Annotated in this window: 15 protein-coding genes and 2 CRISPR repeat arrays (1 of these 17 running past the window's edge); of the genes, 13 read left to right on the plus strand and 2 right to left on the minus strand. The window is 66.7% G+C overall.

All coding sequences use genetic code 11. The features are described from left to right. Positions 1 to 22: direct repeats of the CRISPR family, unit length 37 nt (it extends 758 nt beyond the left edge of the window). Positions 23 to 258: 236 nt separating this feature from the next. Genes cas3 through cas2 form a run of 7 tightly spaced genes read left to right on the plus strand, consistent with a single transcriptional unit; the run spans position 259 to position 7,953 of the window. Then, the gene (cas3, locus tag Dfulv_RS21335) at positions 259 to 2,517 is read left to right on the plus strand and encodes a CRISPR-associated helicase Cas3' (RefSeq protein ID WP_259866012.1); all 2,259 of its coding nucleotides are present in this window, start codon (positions 259 to 261) and stop codon (positions 2,515 to 2,517) included. Positions 2,518 to 2,549: 32 nt separating this feature from the next. Beyond that, positions 2,550 to 3,182, plus strand: a complete 633-nt coding sequence (cas5c, locus tag Dfulv_RS21340; protein WP_259866014.1) for a type I-C CRISPR-associated protein Cas5c — start codon at positions 2,550 to 2,552, stop codon at positions 3,180 to 3,182. After that, a complete protein-coding gene (locus Dfulv_RS21345; RefSeq protein WP_259866016.1) occupies positions 3,182 to 5,092 on the plus strand; it encodes a type I-C CRISPR-associated protein Cas8c/Csd1 in 1,911 nt (636 codons plus the stop codon). The genes cas5c and Dfulv_RS21345 overlap by 1 nt, the downstream gene beginning before the upstream one ends. After that, on the plus strand, positions 5,089 to 5,985 hold the full coding sequence (gene cas7c, locus Dfulv_RS21350) for a type I-C CRISPR-associated protein Cas7/Csd2 (protein WP_259866019.1): 897 nt from the start codon (positions 5,089 to 5,091) through the stop codon (positions 5,983 to 5,985). The genes Dfulv_RS21345 and cas7c overlap by 4 nt, the downstream gene beginning before the upstream one ends. Positions 5,986 to 5,997: 12 nt before the next feature. Next, positions 5,998 to 6,639 (plus strand): CRISPR-associated protein Cas4, encoded by a 642-nt coding sequence (gene cas4, locus Dfulv_RS21355; protein WP_259866020.1) that lies wholly within the window; start codon positions 5,998 to 6,000, stop codon positions 6,637 to 6,639. Then, positions 6,632 to 7,663, plus strand: coding sequence for a type I-C CRISPR-associated endonuclease Cas1c (gene cas1c, locus Dfulv_RS21360; RefSeq protein WP_259866022.1), 1,032 nt, complete (start codon positions 6,632 to 6,634; stop codon positions 7,661 to 7,663). The genes cas4 and cas1c overlap by 8 nt, the downstream gene beginning before the upstream one ends. Beyond that, entirely contained in the window at positions 7,648 to 7,953 is a 306-nt protein-coding gene (gene cas2, locus Dfulv_RS21365; protein WP_259866024.1) for a CRISPR-associated endonuclease Cas2, read from the plus strand. Before cas1c ends, cas2 begins: the two co-directional genes overlap by 16 nt. A 137-nt stretch (positions 7,954 to 8,090) precedes the next feature. Further along, a CRISPR array of direct repeats spans positions 8,091 to 8,647; the repeat unit is 37 nt; unit sequence CCAGCGCTGGCGGTTCGCCGTCGGCGAGGATCTCAAC. 820 nt (positions 8,648 to 9,467) lie between these two features. Here the strand turns inward: cas2 and Dfulv_RS21370 are convergent. Beyond that, entirely contained in the window at positions 9,468 to 10,388 is a 921-nt protein-coding gene (locus Dfulv_RS21370; protein WP_259866026.1) for an aldo/keto reductase, read from the minus strand. 121 nt (positions 10,389 to 10,509) lie between these two features. Here Dfulv_RS21370 and Dfulv_RS21375 point away from each other — a divergent pair, with 121 nt between their 5' ends. The 6 genes from Dfulv_RS21375 (at position 10,510) to Dfulv_RS21400 (ending at position 16,306) form a co-directional block, all read left to right on the plus strand. Continuing rightward, positions 10,510 to 11,385 (plus strand): LysR family transcriptional regulator, encoded by an 876-nt coding sequence (locus Dfulv_RS21375; RefSeq protein ID WP_259866028.1) that lies wholly within the window; start codon positions 10,510 to 10,512, stop codon positions 11,383 to 11,385. Between the two features lie 202 nt (positions 11,386 to 11,587). Continuing rightward, complete coding sequence (locus Dfulv_RS21380) at positions 11,588 to 12,202, plus strand: cupin domain-containing protein (protein WP_259866030.1); 615 nt, start codon at positions 11,588 to 11,590, stop codon at positions 12,200 to 12,202. Positions 12,203 to 12,242: 40 nt separating this feature from the next. After that, positions 12,243 to 13,337 carry an ABC transporter substrate-binding protein gene (locus Dfulv_RS21385; protein ID WP_259866032.1) on the plus strand — a complete coding sequence of 365 codons (1,095 nt, stop codon included), beginning with the start codon at positions 12,243 to 12,245 and terminating at the stop codon, positions 13,335 to 13,337. Position 13,338: 1 nt separating this feature from the next. Next, positions 13,339 to 14,709 (plus strand): amidohydrolase family protein, encoded by a 1,371-nt coding sequence (locus tag Dfulv_RS21390; RefSeq protein WP_259866034.1) that lies wholly within the window; start codon positions 13,339 to 13,341, stop codon positions 14,707 to 14,709. A 29-nt stretch (positions 14,710 to 14,738) separates the two neighbouring features. After that, a complete protein-coding gene (locus tag Dfulv_RS21395) occupies positions 14,739 to 15,470 on the plus strand; it encodes an ABC transporter ATP-binding protein (protein ID WP_259867824.1) in 732 nt (243 codons plus the stop codon). After that, a complete protein-coding gene (locus Dfulv_RS21400) occupies positions 15,467 to 16,306 on the plus strand; it encodes an ABC transporter permease (RefSeq protein WP_259866036.1) in 840 nt (279 codons plus the stop codon). The genes Dfulv_RS21395 and Dfulv_RS21400 overlap by 4 nt, the downstream gene beginning before the upstream one ends. Before the next feature lie 5 nt (positions 16,307 to 16,311). Here the strand turns inward: Dfulv_RS21400 and Dfulv_RS21405 are convergent, their stop codons facing one another. Next, complete coding sequence (locus Dfulv_RS21405) at positions 16,312 to 16,863, minus strand: hypothetical protein (protein WP_259866039.1); 552 nt, start codon at positions 16,861 to 16,863, stop codon at positions 16,312 to 16,314. Positions 16,864 to 16,872 lie beyond the last annotated feature (9 nt).

A 16,872-nucleotide genomic window follows, 5' to 3' on the forward strand; every position in this document is an offset into this window, starting at 1 on the left:
CGCCGTCGGCGAGGATCTCAACACGTGCTCTTCTTGCCCTACGCGTCCCCCGTTGGCGTTGGCCCGCTCGTTGAGCATCCGGATTGGAACGCTCGATCGGCTCTCCCGTGCGATCCGTTCAGATGTGCAGCGGCATCGATTATCCATACGTGCACTGGCTTGATGGCTGGATGTCAGGTCTTGCCGTGAGCAGGTGCCGGTTCTTGTCGTACCCCTGTGGTTGTGTGCCGGGTGTTGGCGCATCGGAGGGGTTTCGTCGTGTGGGCACACAGCAAGAACCGGTTTGGGATCCGGCATCGCCTTGAGGACCATCTCCGCGGGACGGCGGAGTTGGCGCGTCGATTCGCCTTGCCGTTCGGGATGGGCGAGTTGGCGTGGTGGGCTGGGTTGGTCCACGACGGCGGCAAGTGCTGGCAGGATTGGCAGGACAAGCTGCTGTTGGTGGAGCCGACGAACGGCCGGGTGGGGCTGGACCACAAGTCTTTCGGGGTGCAGCTTGCTCGTCGTCATGGGTTGAAGCCGGTCGAGTTCGCGGTGGCAGGGCATCACGGTGGTTTGACCAACCGGGGCAAGGTCGACGATCTGTTCGGTGAGGACGACGCGTACGAGCAGTGGTTGCGTCGTGGGCCTTGGGCCGACGCGGAGCGGCGGCTGCGGGTCGCAATGCCCGAGATGTTCTCCCGGGTGCCGCCGCTGCCTGGTGAGTTCGGTGCGGACGGCGACAAGATGGTCCAGGAGTTCCTGCTGCGGTTTCTGTTTTCCTGTCTCGTGGACGCCGACGTGCTCGACACCCAGGCGCACAGGGAGAACACGGCCCCGCGAGTGGGGCCGGATCTGGATGCTCCGGCCGTGCTTGAGCGGTTCCTGACCCGTCGAGCGGACTATCTGAGCAAGCGCCCGCCGGGGTCGATGGATGCTCGCCGGGAACGTGTCTTTGCCGTCGCCATGGCCGCCGCCGAGCGTGCGCCGGGCATCTTCCGCTTGACCGCACCCACCGGTACCGCGAAGACGATCGCAGCCGCGGGCTTCGCGCTCAAACATGCGGCGCTGCATGGTAAGCGCCGGGTGATCGTCGTGGTGCCGTTCATCACGATCACGGAGCAGAACGCGGCGGTGTATCGGGCGCTGCTCGATCCCGACGATCCGGACGGTGTACCGGTCGTCCTGGAACACCACAGCCACGTCGAGATGACCGAGCCCGGCACAGGTGATCAGCACCATTCGTGGCAGCGCCTGGCGGCGGAGAACTGGGACGCGCCGTTCGTCGTGACCACCACCGTGCAGCTGTTCGAGTCGCTGTTCGGCCGCACCCAGTCCCGGATGCGCAAGCTGCACCGCATCGCCAACTCCGTGCTCGTGCTGGACGAGGTGCAGGCGTTGCCGCACCGGCTGCTGCCGCAGATCGCTGACGCGCTGCGCATCCTGTCGGAGCGGTTCGGGGTGACGGTGGTGTTGTCGTCGGCGACCCAGCCTGCGGTGCATGCTCTGGGCCCGCTGAAGGACCTGCGTGCGTACGAGATGCTGCCGGAGCCTGCGGCGTTCTTCGCCGAGTGCCAGCGGGTGCGGTTCGAGTGGCGGCTGGATTCGAAGCCGGCGCTGGGGGAGATGGTGACGGAGGCGGCCGTGTATCCCCAGGCGCTTATGGTGGTCAACACTGTCCGTGATGCGCGGACGGCATTCGAGCAGGCCCGGCAGGACAGTCCAGACGGGGCGGGCGTGCTGCACCTGTCCACCGGCATGTGCCCGGCACATCGGCAGCGCGTGCTCGCCACCGTCCGGCGTCTGCTCCGGCACGGGGAACCGGTGCTGCTGGTGAGCACCTCGCTGGTGGAAGCGGGTGTTGACCTGGACTTCCCGGTGGCGTTCCGCGCCGTCGGGCCGCCCGAGTCGATGGCCCAGGTTGCCGGACGATGCAACCGGGAAGGCAACCTGGGGGACCGAGGGGGCCTGGTCGTGATCTTCGGCCCGGCCGACGGTGGGCTGCCGCCGTCGTACCCCACGCAGATCCATAAGGCGTTGGTGCATTTCGGCCCGGACAAGGCTGAGCCGGAAGACCAGGCTGCGCTGGCCGCCTACTTTCCGGAGCTCTATCGGACTCTCGGCATCGAGGATCGCGGCAGCCCAGCCAAGGTCATCGCCAGCAACCGCCGGAAGTGGGACTTCATCGCGGTTGCTGACGGGCCCCTGAAATCCCCCGGCGGGACGCAACGGGACCGCGAGCGCGCCTTCCGGATGATCACCGACGACACCGTGCCCGTGCTCGTGCCGTACGGCGACGCCGCCGCTCGCCGAACCGTCCAGCAGTGTCTGAACAGACTGCGTGGGCCGCAGCCGGACATGAGCACGTTGCGGCAGTTGCAGCCGTACATCACCACCCTGCGACGCCGCACCACCCAGCGCGCGGACATCGCCGCTAACCTCGATCCGGTGATCGGAGACCTGCTGCTGTGGCGCGGCGACTACGACGACGGATACGGCATTGTGCTCGAACCCAGAGATGAGGACTACCTGCTGTGATCAGTTCCGTGCGTGAGCGAAGGCACCCACCGGTGGTGGTGCAGGTCAGGGCCGAAGGTGCCCTGTTCACCAGGCCGGAGCTGCGGGTTGAACGGGTCAGCTATCCGGTGATGACCCCGACGGCCGCGACCGGTGTGCTGGATGCCATCTTCTGGAAGCCGGAGTTCCGGTGGGTGCCCGTGAAGATCGAGGTGCTTCGGCCGATCAGGCAGTTCACCCTGCGCCGTAACGAAACCCACGATCTGCCCAGCCTCGTAGACGCGGTCGGCAAAGGCCGGCGGATCGACACGGTGGCCAACCGTGATCAGCGCAGCGCGCTGTGTCTGCGGGATGTGGAGTACCGCATCCACGCGCAGGTGGAACTGTTCGAGCATGCTGACAAGACGGAGGCGGCCTACCGGGAGCAGTTCCGGCGGCGGGTCAACCGGGGTGCGTGTTTCCAGCAGCCGTTCATGGGGGCCAAAGAGTTCCCGGCTGCGTTCTTCCCGCCGGACGAGCGTGCCCCGATCGATATCACCGACGAGCTGGGCATCATGCTTCACCGCGTCCATTACGGCCCGCCGGCCCGGTTCGACTGGTTCACTGCACGCCTTGAACGTGGGGTGTTGAACATTCCGGTGCAGGGCATCCCGGGCAGCGTGCCGCAGTCGTCCGGGGTGGTCTGATGCTGCTGCGCCGATTGGTCGGCTACCGCCGCCCGGCCGACGATGACGACGACGGTGAGCAGCGCCGTCCGTACAGCCGGACCCGTGTCGTCGGATGGGAGCTGAACCTCGACGGGGACGGCCACGTCACTGGGCTGGTGCCGCTCGCGGACGCCTCCCAGCGGTCGACGAAGTTCGGCCAGCCGATCCTCGTGCCGAACGCAGGACGCACCTCGGGCATCGCCCCGACCCTCGGCGCCGATGACGCGCAGTACGTTGTCGGCTGGGTCGACGACAAGGCGAAACCGCAACGGGTCGCCGACGCGCACCAGGCGTTCGCTGAACTGTCCCGCAGGTGGGCACGTGAGCATCCCGACGACCCAGCCGCGCAGGCACTGTGCGCGTTCTACGACCGCGCGCAGATGCCGCCGCCACCGAACGGCTTCAAATGGACGTCTCGGGATTTGATGGTCGTCGTTGTCAACGGCCGACGCGTTACCGGCTGCGACTCGTTGTGGGCCGTGTGGGCGGCGGTGGTCCAGGAGCGCAAGAGTGGCGGTGGGGCCGAGGGTGGCGGGCGCCGGGGGCTGTGCCTGGTCTGCGGCGAGCCGGACCGGCCGTTGCTGGACCGGATGCCGCAGGCGTTGCCGAAGGCGTTGATCCCGGGCGCCGAGCAGGAGATCGCCGTGCTGTCGGCGAACAAGCGCATCCACACGTACGACTTCAACGAGGGCCTGACCGGATCGCCGATCTGCGTGGACTGCGGCCAGGCGGCAGTCGCCAACCTGCACACCGTCTTGTCCGAGCCGCTCAACAACTTCGTCTACCCGCGCCAGCGCACCCGCCTGGCCTGGTGGGTCAGCGACGGGGCCAGCAGCGCCACCATCGCGATGCTCGACGAGACCCCCGAACGGATCGGTGAGTACCTCCACGCACTGGTCACCGGACGCCAGCGCCGCCGAGCCGACCGGCACACGTTCTGCTCGGTGACGTTGTCGGGCAACGTGGCGCGACTCGTCGTGCACCGCTGGCTTGAGATGCCGTTGGCCGATGCCGAGGACAACGTCCAAACCTGGTTCGACGACCACCGGATCTTGCCGCGGGGGCGGGACCGGCCGGTCGGCTACCCGATCTGGCTGCTGGTTGTGTGTGCCGGACAGTGGCAACCCGACCGGTCCGAACGCGGCGGCCGGTACATCCCGCTCGCAGACAAGGCCGCCGACCGCCCGGATGACCTGGCTCAGCTGCTGCTGCAGAGCGGGCTGCACGGCGACACGGTGCCGCCGCACGTGCTGGCGCACATGGTCCGCCGCATCCGCACTGACCTGCACCTCGACGGCCCGCGCGTCGCGCTGCTGCGGGTCGCGCTCCACCGCCACCCGCAACGCACAGCAGAAGGGCCCACAGCCGTGCTCGACGAGAAACAGGACAACCCCGCCTACCTGTACGGGCGGCTCTTCGCGGTGCTCGAGTCGCTGCAGTACAGCGCCTACCCCAAAGACGCGCAGCCCAACACCACCTTCTTCCACCGCTACTTCGCCGGTGCGGTGGCCAACCCCCGCGTCGCGCTGGTCCAGGGCAGTCAGCTCTACCCCGCCTGGATCAAGAAACTGGACAGCGCCGCCAACACCCCCGGCACCGACCCGGCCGGCCGGCAGGAGGCGGAGCGAGCCCGCCGGGCCGCCACGCGGTACCGGGCCCGGATCCGTGAACTGCAAGACCGGCTCGACGCGCCGGTCACGCCACTGGCCGACGCACAGAGCCAGTCGTGGTTCATCCTCGGCTACTTCCACCAGCAGGCTCACGACATCCGCATGGCCAAGGCCGGCAAGGCCCCCGAAGTGCCGATCGACCAACTACCCGACACCGACACCGACGAACATGCCGATGAGCACGCCGAAGACACCAACGAAGGGAACGACGAGCAGTGAAGCCCGAGACCATCGACCCCCGGGTCCGCCACGACGCGGTCATGTTCTTCGACGTCATCGACGGCAACCCCAACGGCGACCCGGATGGCGGCAACCGGCCCCGGGTCGACGAGGCCACCGGCCACGGACTGGTCACCGACGTCGCCATCAAACGCAAGATCCGTGACACGATCGGGCTCACCGCCGAACACCTCGGCTACCCCGCCGACCGCTACCAGGTGTTCGTCGAGGCCGGCCACGCGCTCAACACCCGCACCGCCGAGTCCTACACCGCCACCGGCATCGAACTGAAAGCCCGCAAGATCACCACGGAGCAGGCAGAGGCTGCCCGGCAGTGGATGAGCAACCGCTACGTCGACGTCCGCCTGTTCGGTGCGGTGCTGTCCACCGGCGACACCAAAGCCCTGGGCCAGATCCGCGGCCCGCTGCAGTTCGGTATGGCCCGCTCGATCGACCCCGTCCTGCCGGTGTCACACGCCATCACCCGGGTCACCCAGACCAAACAGGACGACATCGACCAAGGGCAGCGCACAGAGATGGGCAGCAAATGGACCGTGCCCTACGGCCTCTACCGTGTCCAGTTCCACTACTCCGCAGCACTTGCCACCAAGACCGCAGTCACCAGCGAAGATCTCACCGCGCTCTACCGGACCCTGCAGGTCATGTTCGACCACGACCGCACCGCGACCCGCGGCATCATGACTCTGCGCGGACTCTACGTGTTCAGCCACGCCGACGCGTTCGGCAACGCCGCCGCCCAAACCCTGCTCGAGCGGGTACAGGTAGAACCGGTGACCGGCGTCGACACCCCACGCGCATTCACCGACTACAAAATCACCGAAGATGTCAGCGAACTGCCCGCCGGCGTCACCTTCGAAGCTCTGCCCAGCTGAGGTGACACGACCATGACCTGGTGGCCTGACGGGGATGACAACGCCGGCCGCATCCCACTCTCGGCGCTGGAACACCACGCGTACTGTCCCCGCCAGGCCGCCCTCATCCACGTCGAAGGCATCTTCACCGACGACGCCAACACCGTTCGCGGCCACCTCGCCCACGAACGCGTCGACCGGCCCGGCGTGCGGGCAACCGCGGCACCCGGATACCGGCAGCACTACGCCGTACCCGTGTGGAGCGCCACGCTCGGGCTGTACGGCCGCTGCGACGTCGTCGAGATCGGCCACGGCACCGCCATACCCGTCGAACACAAGATCGGCCGATACCAGCCAGGCGGACCCGCCGACATCCAGGTCGCCGCACAGGCCCTCTGCCTGCGCGAAATGCTCGACCTCGACGTCCCCCACGGCGAAATCTTCACCCACGCCGACCGCCGCCGGCACCGAGTCGACCTCACCGACGAACTGCTCGCCGCCGTAACCCACACCGTCACGGCACTGCGAACCGTCCTGACCGCACCGCAACTACCCGAACCTGCCGCCGACCGACGATGCCGTCGCTGCTCCCTGCTCGACGACTGCCTACCCCACGCACTGACCGACCCGGCCGACCGCTACGCCCCTCGACCCCTCGGCGACTGGTATGCCTGAACTGATCAAGAACACGCTCTACGTCATGACCCCTGGCAGCAGCATCCACCTCGACACCGACGCCGTGCGGGTCTACCACCCCGACAACGGCGCCAAACGACTGCCGCTCGTGCGCATCGACCACGTCGTGGCATTCGGCGGCGTCACCGTGACCGACGACTTCCTGCACCGCTGCGCCGCCGACCAACGCTCGGTGACCTGGCTGTCCGGCAACGGCAGGTTCCGAGCACGCGTGATCGGACCACAAAGCGGCAACCCACTGCTGCGCGTCGCACAGCACGACGCACTGCGCGACAACCGGCGCCGGCTCGACATCGCACGAACCTTCGTCGCCGGCAAACTCCACAACACCCGCCAAGTCCTGCTCCGAGCCGCAGCCGACGCCAAAGGCACCCGCCAGCAGACGTTACGCACCGTGGCACACGCCATCACACAAGACCTCACAGGCCTGCCAACCACCGACAACATCAACGTCGTGCTGGGCATCGAAGGCCAAGCTGCCAAACGATACGTCAGCACATGGCGACACCTCCTCGCCGAACACGCACAGGTGACCGCACCAACGCACCGGATCAGCCGGCCACCCACCGACCCCGTGAATGCAGCGCTCTCCTTCGGCTACGGCATGCTGCGCATCGCCGTGCACGGCGCACTCGAACACGTCGGGCTGGACCCCTACATCGGCTACCTGCACGGCATCCGACCAGGCAAGCCAGCACTCGCGCTGGACCTGATGGAAGAGATGCGCCAACTGCTGGTCGACCGGATGGTGTTCACCGCGTTCAACCGCCGCCAACTCCTCCCGCAACACTTCGCGCACCACCCAGGCGGAGCCTGCGAACTCAACGACGACGGCCGGCGCACCTACCTCACCCTGTGGAGCGAGGCACGGTCACGCCCATGGCCACACCGCCAACTCGGCCGCGACCTCCCCGCCGCCGTCCTGCCCCTCATCCAGGCCCGGCTCCTCGCCCGGCACCTCCGCGGCGACACACCGCACTACAGCCCATGGAACCCCGCCTGATGGAATACCTCCTCACCTACGACGTCGACACCACCACCCCCGAAGGTCAACGCCGGCTGCGCCGCGTCGCCAAGATCTGCGAAGGCTACGGCATCAGGGTCCAGAAGTCCGTCTTCGAAGTCACCTGCACCACCGCCCAACTGCCGTCACTACGCCAACAGCTCACCGACGTCATCGACCACACACTCGACAACATCCGGCTGTACCGCCTCACCACGGGCACCCTGCAAACCGTCGAACGGCTCGGCGTCGCACAACTCGCACCCCACCACGGCGACCACATACTTTGAGAAAATGATCTAGGAACCTCAAGCGCGACGGCTTCAAGCATGAGGTTCCCAGGAACAAAAGAGTGCGAATCGGACGGTTTCATTATGTGGCCAGAGCGCGGCGACGTGTTCGTCGCCATTGCCGCAGCTCAAGAAGCCCAGCGCTGGCGGTTCGCCGTCGGCGAGGATCTCAACAGCAGACGCACTCCCCAGCCCTGGACCGCCCAAGCCCAGCGCTGGCGGTTCGCCGTCGGCGAGGATCTCAACATCGACCTGATCAGCGCGAGCACCACACCGCTGCGGCCAGCGCTGGCGGTTCGCCGTCGGCGAGGATCTCAACTGGCGCTGGTGTGGGACTACCGGCCCGGCGAGCATGTCCAGCGCTGGCGGTTCGCCGTCGGCGAGGATCTCAACAGCGAGAACATGGCGTCGATCGCGTTGAGCAGCGTCGTCCCAGCGCTGGCGGTTCGCCGTCGGCGAGGATCTCAACCCTGGCCGTGGTGATGTGGGGGCCGAACGCGACCTTGCGCCAGCGCTGGCGGTTCGCCGTCGGCGAGGATCTCAACCTCCAGGACGTGGTGTGTTGGTGGTTGCCGGAAACGGCCAGCGCTGGCGGTTCGCCGTCGGCGAGGATCTCAACAACGCCCTGCGTCTCGGCATCTCGATCAACGTCAACGGCCAGCGCTGGCGGTTCGCCGTCGGCGAGGATCTCAACGCGGAGGCGGGCGTGACGCTCGACCATCCGGCGCCGCCCCGCAGATGCCGCTCGAAGCGCAGTCCGGCACCGGCGAGGGCGGCGTGCAGCTCGGCGCGGCTGAGGCGGCGCACGGGGGCGCGCTGCTCCCACCGGGCACCGTCGAGGCGGTAGGTCGTGCGGCCGTGCAGCACGGTGCCGTCGAAGGACTCCACCTCGAAGCCGACCTCGACCGGCCCGGTCCGGCCCGTGAACGACACGGCCCTGTCGAACCACGACGGCGGCAGCCACTGCATGACGACCTGACCGTCCGGGGTGACGTGTCGGCGGCACGCGTCGAGCAGCTCCGCCCGCACCACGGGATCCGCCGCGTTGACCCGGGTGCTCGCCACGAGCACGACCGGGAAACGTTCGCCGAGCTCCAGTGCCGCGAGACCGGCCCGGACGGTCTGGACGGCCCGCGCGTCGCGGACCAGGGCCAGCATGGCGGCCGAGTCGTCGGCGACCGTCACCGGATGGCCCAGCGCGACCAGGGAATCGGCGAACCGACCGCCACACCCGCTGAGATCCAGGACCGCGGCGCCCGGCGCGACGTTCGCGTGCACGAAGGCGGGCTCGCCGCTGGCGGGCAGCACCGCATACAGACCGACGGGGCGACCATCAGCGGTGACCTCGGACATCGCACCACCATGCCACGCGCATGGCACCATTGCTGGCGACAGGACTCCGTTCGGCCTGTGAGCCATACCGCGGCTACCGCGGCAGCGCCGTGGTCATCCTGCACCAGATCCGCGACGGGGGTGCCGCGGCGGAGAACGGCCCGGGCTGCTTGGTCGGTGTGTCAGGGAAGAATGTGCCCGGCTGCCCGGTACAGGCTGTACCACTCGCGCCTGGTGAGCGGGAGCTCTGACCCCTTGGCCGCATCCGCGACGCGGGCGGGGTTGGTGCTTCCGATGACGACCATCGTGGGCTGCGGGAGGCGTGTGATCCATGCGGTCGCGACGGCGATGGGCTCGACGTCGTACTTCGCAGCGAGCAGTTCGAGCTCGCGGCTGAGGTCAGGGAAGCCGGCGGCGTCGAAGATCAGGTGTCCGTTGCCCTGGAACGGCGACCATGCCTGCACGGTGATGTCGTTGGCGCGGCAGTAGTCGAGCAGGCCGCCTCCGTCCACGACGTTCGCCTGGTCGATCTTGATGTTGGCGCTCAGCCCCTGGGCGAGCAGCGGTGCGTGTGCGGCGGAGAGCTGCAACTGGTTCGCGACGAGCGGCTGCTCGACCGCTGACTTCAGCACCTCGATCTGACTGGCGGTGTGGTTGGACACGCCGAACTGCCGGACTTTGCCGGATGCCCGCAGCTGGTCGAATGCGCGTGCCACCTCTGTCGGCTCCACGAGGGCGTCCGGACGGTGCAGCAGAAGCAGGTCGATGTAGTCCGTACGGAGGGCGCGGAGCGAGGCTTCGACCGAGGAGATGATGTGCTCGTAGGACGAGTCGTAGTACGGGGGGTCTTTGACGATCCCGCACTTGGTCTGGATGAACAGGTGCTCGCGTTCCGAGGAGCTGAGCTCGAGAGCTTCGGCGAAGCGCGTCTCGCACTCGTGGAGGCTGCGGCCGTAGATGTCGGCGTGGTCGAAGGCGGTGACGCCGGCGTCTCGGGCCGCTCGGACGAGCGAGCGGATCGCCTCGTCGTCGAGGTCGGAAATTCGCATGTTGCCGAGAATGATGTTGCTGACGTTGGCGGTGCCGAGAGGGATGTACTTCACCATCGTTCCTTGCTCTGTGTTCCTTGTTGCATGTGATGTACGAACAATGCACAAGATATGGTGAACGGCAATCAGAAATCCAACATCTAAAACCGATAACTGTCAGAAAGGGAACTGCACAATGGATGCGCGGCAACTCACCTACTTCCTGACTGTCGTGGAAGAACAGCAGTTCACGAGCGCCGCGCATGCGTGTGGCATCTCGCAGTCCGGGTTGTCCGCCGGGATCCGAGCGCTGGAGCGCTCACTTGGCGCACGTCTGTTCGACCGCAGCACGCGCAAGGTGCGCCTCACGAGCGCGGGTGAGGCGCTCGTCCCGCATGCGCGTGCGGTGCTCGCGGCCCAGTCGGCGGCGCAGTACGCCGTGGCTCGGGCGTCTGAGCGCGTCGAGGGGCTGTTGCGGGTGGGCACGGAGCAGTGCCTCGGAGTCGTGGAGGTCGCGCCGTTGGTGGAGCAGATGTCTCATGCGCATCCCGGCGTCACCATCGAGTTCTTCCAGCAAGGCACGCATGACCTCATCGCGATGCTGCGCGCGGGCCGCCTGGATCTGGCGCTGGTGTCGCACCCTGATGACATCGAGGGCGTCAAACGGACGGTGCTCGGCGCGCGCCGCAGGGTGTTCCTGGCCTCTGAGCCGATGGCACCGCCAGGCGAGGTGATCGGCTCCTGGAAGGAACTCGCGTCGTACCCGTTCGTCGACCTGCAGGAATCGTGGGCGATGCGCACTCAGAACGACCGGATGTTTGAGCAAGGTGGGGTCGACCGTCAGGTGCGGTTCGTCGTAAATGACGTTCACGCGTTGCTCGACCTGGTCCAGCGCGGCCTTGCGGCGGCCGTCGTTCCGTCGCACATCGCCGACAAGCCGCAAGCGATCGGTCTGGTGACGCGTGAACTGCCTGACGATACGCCGGCGTGGCAGGTGCACCTCGCCACGGGCGTGTCGCTGTCACCACCGGCGCGGACGCTTCTCGACCTGGTGCCACGCGCCAGCAGGTAAGCGAGGCCGCTCCAGCGGCCGACACGCGCCGCCGCCGTTGGGAGTCGTCCTGCCGAATACGGCCAAAACGGGATATTGGTCCGGGAATTCACCGGCGACCGCCAAAGCCACAAAACGGGTTATACCGCCCAAATCAACCGCCCAGGAAAATGTTGTTGCCTGCAGGTTGCATGTTTGTTTCCTCTCATGCATAGTCAGTTTCATGAGCGCGTCAGCAGCGGATGGTCAGAGTTCTCCCCAGGCGATGGGAGACATGCTTCGGCGGCTGCGCACCGCCCGGCGGCTCTCGCTTCGCGACCTGGGGGAGGCAGTCGGTCTGAGCGTGGGGTACCTCAGCAAGATCGAACGCTCTCTCGTCGAGCCGAGCGTGCCCGTCCTACGCCGCCTCGCGGCAGAGTTCGGCATCGAGTGGATCGACTTCTATCAGGCGCCGGCGGAGATGGGGCAGCTCGTCAGGAAAGCGGATCGACCGCTGATGGTGCCCGCTACGGGGCAACGGCACTACGCGATTACACGCACGCCCGGCTCCGATGTCGAGATCGGGGTCGTCGAGTACGAGCCGGGCGCGACCGTTGGCGACGACCGGTATACGCACGGCGATGTCCACGAAATTCTTCTCATTCTCGACGGCGAGCTCGAATTCACACTTGCAGGCGTCACGCATTTGATGGCGGCCGGGGACAGCATCGAGTTTCGGTCTTCCGTTCCCCATGCCGTGCGCAACGCGAGCGAACGCACGGCGGAGGCGCTGTGGGTCAGCAATCCGCCGGCGGGCACGGCAACGCGCCATCGCGGCGGCGATGCCACCGAGACCTGAGTCGTCGACGACTCATCCACGGATCACAGGAAGTCCTGTCATGAACATGCAGCAGTCAAGAAGGCTCGCGACGAGCGCCATTCTGGCGAGCGTCGTGCTGCTCGGAGCGTCAGCCTGCGGCGGCGAGGGCGATACGCGGCTCGACCAGGTCAGCTTCGGCGTATCGACCAACATGGGCGCCAACAACGCCCCATTGGCGGTCGCGGAAGCGATGGGGTACTTCAAGGCCGAGGGCCTCGACGTCAAGATCACGGTCACAGGCGAGGCGGGGATTCAAGCGACGGCGACAGGCCGGACCGACATCGGGAGCTTCACACCCGATGCGCTCCTGCAGACCCTCGCGAAGGGCGGTCCGAGCTCCGACCTGGTCATGGTCTACAACTACCTCCGAGGCCCGACATCGAGCCTCGCTGTGCTCGACTCAAGCCCGATCCGGTCGCTCGAGGACTTCAGAGGGGCAGTCATCGGTGGAAGCAGCGTCGCCTCGGCGAACCTGACGATGAGCGACGCGGTACTCAACACCGTCGGCTTGACGTTCCCCCGCGATTTCGGCCACCTCGGGGTCGGAACCGGGGCGGCCGCGCTGCAGGCCCTCACCTCTGGCAAGGTCGACGCCCTGTCGTTGTGGGACACCGAGTACGCGGCATTCGAGGCCGCGGGCACCAAGCTGCGATACTTCACGATTCCGGAACAGCAGGCGCTGTTCTCGACGACGTACTTCGTCACGAGCGAGTACCTCAAAAAGAAGCCTCAGGCCATCGAACGTTTCGGTCGCGCAATCGCGAAGGCGACGCTCTTCACGTCGACGAACCCGGAGGCGGCGCTGCGCATGTTGTACCACCTCTACCCGACCACCAGGGGCGCCGGCGTGAGCATCGAGGATCAGCTGAAGGTCGACCTCGTCGCCCTGACGGCTCGACTTCGGATCCTCAAGCCGGGTGACGGCCGATACGGCGAGTATGTCCCCGCGAACGTCGCGACGTGGGCGAGCTTCGCCCACGAGCACGGCATGATCACCAACAAGATCGCCGACACCACAGCCATCTTCACGAACCGCTTCGTGGACGCGTACAACGATTTCGACCAGGACGTCGTGATCAGCGATGCACGCAACTGGTCCGACAAAAAGGACTGACATGATCCGGCACACCGAGACCACCGCGGCCCGTGAGATCGGCCCGCCACGTTACACGGATGGCATTCCCGCAATCGACCACCACTCGCACGCGGGGTACCTGCGGCCGGGCGCGACCGTCGAAGGCATGGACGGCGTCGAACGGGAGATGGTTCTCTCGCATGTCGAGGCGAACCTGCCCAGCGATGTCTACCTCCGCTACGTCGAAGCCGAGCGCCATCGCGATACGGAGCAACTGGCCGAACTCCGCGGGCAATGGCCCATCGACTCCTTGTTCGAGGAGGGCCTGCGCTTTCGCGAGACCTCCATGCACACGGTGACGCTGTTCGACGGCGCTGCCCAGCTCTTCGGCGACATCGGGCGTGAGGCGCAGATCCACGCGAGTCTGGCCGGCCGGGTCGAAGCGCCGCAGGCTCAGTACGAACGGGCCCTTGTCCTCGCAGGCACCCCTGCCGTACTGACGGATGTGCCCGAGATTGACACGACAGTGTGGCCGGCCGAGAAGTACCGCCAGATCGCACGGATCGACCCCTACCTGTATCCGTTCGGACATCCGTCGTGGGATCGGCGCGGGTCGGACACACCCCGGTTCCGCCGGATCTTCGGCTTCGTCCTTGAGCGTCAGTACGAACTGATGGGAGTCTCGAACCGTCCGCAGACGCTCGACGACTATCTCGACTTCGTTCGAGCATCCCTTCGGCAGCGCGTTGCGGGCGGCGTCGTCGGGCTCAAGATCGCATCTGCATATGTCCGCTCGCTTCGCTTCGAGGACGTAAGTCGCGCGGATGCGGCCGAGGCGTACACGCGGCTCGGCGCGCTCGAAACGCCTGATCCGGGCCTCGTGAACGCGGTCGCGGACCACGTGGTCTTCGCCATCGCGGAAGAGGCGGTGCAGCTGAACCTGCCGGTGCAGGTACACACCGGCGTCGGGCATGCCGAGCCGGGGATCCGTGTGGACGATGCCAATCCGCTCCATCTGCAACAACTGCTCGACACCCCGCGATTGAATCAGCTCAAGGTGATCCTCATCCATGGTGGATTCCCGTTCACCGACTATCTGACGGCGCTGGCGTACACGCATGGGAACGTCTACCTCGATACATCGCTGCTCCCGCATCTGCACGGGCGACGTGCTGAGCGAGCACTGGAGGACTGGCTCACCTACCTCCCTGCGAACAAGGTCCTTTTCGGGACGGATACCGGGAACCCCGAGCATCACGTGACGAGTGCGCAACGCGCGCGAGCGGCCCTCGACACGGTCCTCACCGCCGGCGTCGCCAACGGCTGGTGGTCGACACGGCAGGCGCACTGGCTGACGGAGCGCGTGCTGCATCGCAATCTGACCGATGTGTACGGGGTGGAAATCCCGTGAGCGCAGCAGTTGTCGTACGCGACTTGGGCGTGGAGTTCCAGCTTTCCGGCGGGACCGGCGTCACCGCCCTTCGAGACGTCAACCTGTCTGTCGAGCCGGGACAGTTCGTCTCGATACTCGGTCCGAGCGGGTGCGGAAAGACGACGCTCCTTCGGGTCCTCGCGGGCCTGGAACATGCCACGAACGGCAGGGTCAGCATCGCGGGCGGCGACGACCGGAAAGACGGAGCTCGCGTCGGGATGGTGTTCCAGAGACCGATTCTCCTCCCATGGCGTTCCATCCTGCAGAACGTCCTGCTGCCGATCCAGGTGACGAGGCGAGTCACGAATGCGGACCGAGCGCGTGCGCGAACGCTGCTGGAGATGGTCGGTCTCGAGGATTTCGAGACCCGTTACCCGAATCAGCTGTCAGGTGGCATGCAGCAACGTGCGGCGATCTGCCGGGCGCTGATCACGGAGCCCGAGCTTCTCCTGCTGGATGAGCCGTTCGGCGCGCTCGACGCGATGACGCGGGACAACCTGAACGTCGAGCTCAATCGAATCTGGCGCGAGACCGGCAAGACAATCATCCTCATCACGCATTCGATCCCAGAGGCGGTCTTCCTCTCGGAGCGGGTGCTGGTGATGAGCCACCGTCCGGGGCGGGTTGTCGACGACGTCGACGTGCCCATCGGGTCCACGCGAACGCTCGACGTGCTTGGCATGCCGGCCTTCAACGACACAGCAGCACATCTGCGAGCTCACTTCGAGGTGAGGGCATGACCGCGACCACGAACGCCCCCATCGATTCCAGCCGCAGCGCGAGGCGACCAGCCGGGAGCCGGAACCGGAGGTGGCGAGGAGGACTCGGCCCGATCATCGTGCTCGTCGCGATCATTGGCGCCTGGGTCGCGCTCCCGTCGATGAGCGCGGTACCGCACTATGTCATTCCACCGCTCGCAGACGTCGTATCGGCACTCACGGATCCGTCGGCGTGGCCAAATTACGGTCAGGGCATTGCGGCGACAATGAGTGCGGTGGGTATTGGCCTGGTGATCGGGGTTGCCGTCGGGCTTGGTCTCGCCCTGCTACTGGCCGAGCTCCCGGTCCTGTACCGCGCCATCTTCCCGTACATCGTCGCCGTGGAAGCGATTCCCAAGGTCGCGCTGGCGCCGTTGTTCGTGATCTGGTTCGGCTTCGGTCTTGGTTCGAAGCTTGTCGTCGTCGTGTTACTCGTGTTCTTCCCGGTGCTCGTGAACACGGTGCACGGGCTGCGAGAGGTTGATACTGACCGAATCGACCTGTTCAGGGTTGCGGGCGCTTCCAAACTACAGCGGCTGTGGCGCCTGTCCCTGCCGACCGCTCTGCCGAGCATCTTCAGCGGGCTGGAACTGGCTGTGTCGGGTGCGATGGTCGGCGCGGTCGTCGGCGAGTTCGTGGGCGCGCAGCAAGGGCTCGGGGTGCAGATTCTCGTAGCGCAGGCGCGGATGGACACGGCGGGCGTGTTCGCCCTGCTCATCCTGCTCAGCGTGATTGGTGTCGCGTTGAACACGCTCGTGAGGGTGCTGCGACGACGGGTCGTGTTCTGGGTCAAGGCCCTCCCGGCCCAGACAGCCTAATCCGATCATGCGACGGCCACGTGTGGGTTCGCTGTTCGCGCGCTGAGGACAGACCCGATCGCTGGCCGGTGACCAAAATCTTGCGTCGTCGGATACGGCCAGCCGCCACCTATCCGTCGATGGGGCACGGCCGTGTCAGGACGCCGAGCCTGCGCTGGCCAGGGCGTGGTGGCGGCGCCGGGCTCGCGGTACTGTGCGCGATAGGGGTCCATGACCGGCCGGAAGATGTAGTGCCAGCCCAGCGCGGCGAACGTCGCGAGATAGGCTGCGCGGACCCAGGAGAGCTGGTCCCGGTTGGCGTCGTATTGAGCCACCTTGACGGTGAAGGTGACATCCGGGTTCGGGTCGGCCTGGTCAACGTACTGGTCGAGGGTGCACAGGTGCGCCGCCTGCTGGTCGGGGTGGTTCTGTTTGGGCACGCCGAAGATTTGCAGGCTGCCGTCGTCAGTCCATTGGATAGTGCCGCGCAGCGGGACGCCGCCCGCGTGGACGGTGACCGGCAGGGTGTGGCCGGTAGCCCGGCGGGCGGTGAAGTCTTCAAGGTGCCGGCGGCGCACGGCGTGGGC

Source organism: Dactylosporangium fulvum (assembly GCF_025137375.1).
GTDB classification, from domain to species: Bacteria; Actinomycetota; Actinomycetes; order Mycobacteriales; family Micromonosporaceae; genus Dactylosporangium; species Dactylosporangium fulvum.

Excerpts from the sequence above, each read along its gene's own strand:
- Dfulv_RS21345 (WP_259866016.1), top strand. The coding sequence starts at position 3,182 with ATGCTGCTGCGCCGATTGGTCGGCTACCGCCGCCCGGCCGACGATGAC.
- cas4 (WP_259866020.1), top strand. The coding sequence starts at position 5,998 with ATGACCTGGTGGCCTGACGGGGATGACAACGCCGGCCGCATCCCACTC.
- cas1c (WP_259866022.1), top strand. The coding sequence starts at position 6,632 with ATGCCTGAACTGATCAAGAACACGCTCTACGTCATGACCCCTGGCAGC.
- cas2 (WP_259866024.1), top strand. The coding sequence starts at position 7,648 with ATGGAACCCCGCCTGATGGAATACCTCCTCACCTACGACGTCGACACC.
- Dfulv_RS21375 (WP_259866028.1), top strand. The coding sequence starts at position 10,510 with ATGGATGCGCGGCAACTCACCTACTTCCTGACTGTCGTGGAAGAACAG.
- Dfulv_RS21380 (WP_259866030.1), top strand. The coding sequence starts at position 11,588 with ATGAGCGCGTCAGCAGCGGATGGTCAGAGTTCTCCCCAGGCGATGGGA.
- Dfulv_RS21385 (WP_259866032.1), top strand. The coding sequence starts at position 12,243 with ATGAACATGCAGCAGTCAAGAAGGCTCGCGACGAGCGCCATTCTGGCG.
- Dfulv_RS21390 (WP_259866034.1), top strand. The coding sequence starts at position 13,339 with ATGATCCGGCACACCGAGACCACCGCGGCCCGTGAGATCGGCCCGCCA.
- Dfulv_RS21400 (WP_259866036.1), top strand. The coding sequence starts at position 15,467 with ATGACCGCGACCACGAACGCCCCCATCGATTCCAGCCGCAGCGCGAGG.